Annotated in this window: 2 protein-coding genes; both read right to left on the bottom strand. The window is 61.5% G+C overall.

Translation table 11 applies throughout. The annotated features are described in order from the left end of the window. Positions 1-83: 83 nt before the first annotated feature. The gene (locus E1294_RS57675) at positions 84-218 is read right to left on the bottom strand and encodes a hypothetical protein (RefSeq protein ID WP_281284640.1); all 135 of its coding nucleotides are present in this window, start codon (positions 216-218) and stop codon (positions 84-86) included. A gap of 205 nt (positions 219-423) precedes the next feature. Further along, complete coding sequence (locus tag E1294_RS51790) at positions 424-1575, bottom strand: chymotrypsin family serine protease (RefSeq protein ID WP_132520681.1); 1152 nt, start codon at positions 1573-1575, stop codon at positions 424-426. Between the last annotated feature and the right edge of the window lie 175 nt (positions 1576-1750).

Here is a 1750-nt window from a genome sequence, read left to right as displayed (position 1 = left end):
CCCGCGTCCGGTTGATCACCGGCGACACACCGGCCCAGAACCCACTTCCGCACACACTTACCGCTTAACCTGCAAAAACAGGATCACTCGAAGATCGACTCATACACCACGTCCGTGGACGTGACCCTGGTGTCGCTTCCCTGCTCACGCCCGGACGCCTGGTGGGGAGAACGGACGATGGCCATACGGCCGGCGCCCGTGACGGCGACCATACGCATGGCACTCAATCACGGCTGGGATCCGCGACAAGCAGGCAACGCCTACGAGCTTGCTCTCACTGATGAGGACCTGACCGAGTTGATGAACGGCCAACCGCCTGTTTACGACGTCCCCTTCATGCGGAGGTAGCTTCCTCGGGCGACCAGCACGACGGTTCGCTTTTCAGGCGGAGCAACCGTCCTGCTCGGCTGATCGAGATTGTGGTCAGACGCGTGTGGACGGTGGCGCGGATGCGTCGGCGTGTGGGGACGTTGCTGTCAGCGCTGCTGTGCACTCGTAAGTTCCCCACAGGTCGGTGCTGCAGTATCCGACCGGGAAGTCGTTCCTGACCTGCCACAGGCACACGGCGCCGCTGAACGATCCCGAGGTGCAGAGCCATTCGCCCGGAGTGACGTGACTCCATCCGGCAACCGACTTGGTGTACTCAGGGCTGGTGTTGGCGCCGCCAGGGACGCCCCCGTCCCACATGTACTTGTTAAACTCGGGACCCGGCATCCCGATCAGCATGAGGTCGTAGTTGACCTTCTCACTGGTGGCATAGCCGATGTTCGCCGATCCTGCGCTGTTCCACCAGTACTGGCCTTCATAGCCACAGTGGCTCGCCGTCACGAGATACCAGTAGCCGCTGGTGCGCCCCTGCACAGGCCAGCCCGCAGTACAGAAGGCGCTTCCGCCGTCCCAGATTCTCGCGCCCGCGAAGAAGGGATTGGTGTCGTTCAGACGGCCAGCGGTCCTAGCCCGGGCTTCCTGCTTGATCGTCAGGGGGACGCGTATGTCGGCCAAGGCCGAGTAGCCGGCCTGCAGTTGTGACCGTGTCGTGGTGACCTCGGTTACGGCGACTATGCCCGAGCCGTCGCCCTTGACCTCCACCCGGTGGATGGCACCCTTGGGGTCCTTGAACATCTGCTCTTTGAGCTTGTCTGCCTCGGCGTGCAGTTCGGCGCGTGAGTATGGGGCCTGCGTGACAGTCACCGGGGCGTCGACTCGTGCGCTTTCAATGGCGGCGGAGATGGCGGAGATGGCGGAGGGCACTTTGCCTTTCCACCAGACCTGCACGCTTTCGTTGTTGATGTGAATACCGGCGAAGCCGCTCCCCTGCGGATTCCGGACGTCACCGACGAGCTGCACCAGAACTTCTTGTATCTTGTTCGCGGCCCGTTTACGCGGCTCCTGCTCCTTCATCAGATCCAGAGTGCCCGGAGGTAGGTGGCTGAAGGGCTCTTTTTCGATGGACAGCTTCGACGCCGGGTCGGTGCCAACCGTTTCGGTCGCCGAAACCGGCGCGATAGTCGCACTCACAGTCAGTACAGCCATGAACGGGACCAGTAATCGCCGGAAACGCTGTAATCTGTGCATGTTTCCTTTCTCTCGCGTACCTTAGCTTGTTTTATGTGATCATGGCTTCACTGAACCTTTTCCAACCTCCCCTACGGATACCCCGGGTAACAGCGTGATCGCGATGCCGGCGTTCGGCCGGTGACATGAAGAAGCTCCTGGTAGACGGGTTGATCACCACAATCCGCACCATCAC

It is taken from the genome of Nonomuraea diastatica (assembly GCF_004349015.1).
Taxonomy (GTDB): domain Bacteria; phylum Actinomycetota; class Actinomycetes; order Streptosporangiales; family Streptosporangiaceae; genus Nonomuraea; species Nonomuraea diastatica.
Note: the sequence above shows the minus strand (reverse complement) of the source record. Positions and strands in the feature narration are given on the sequence as shown.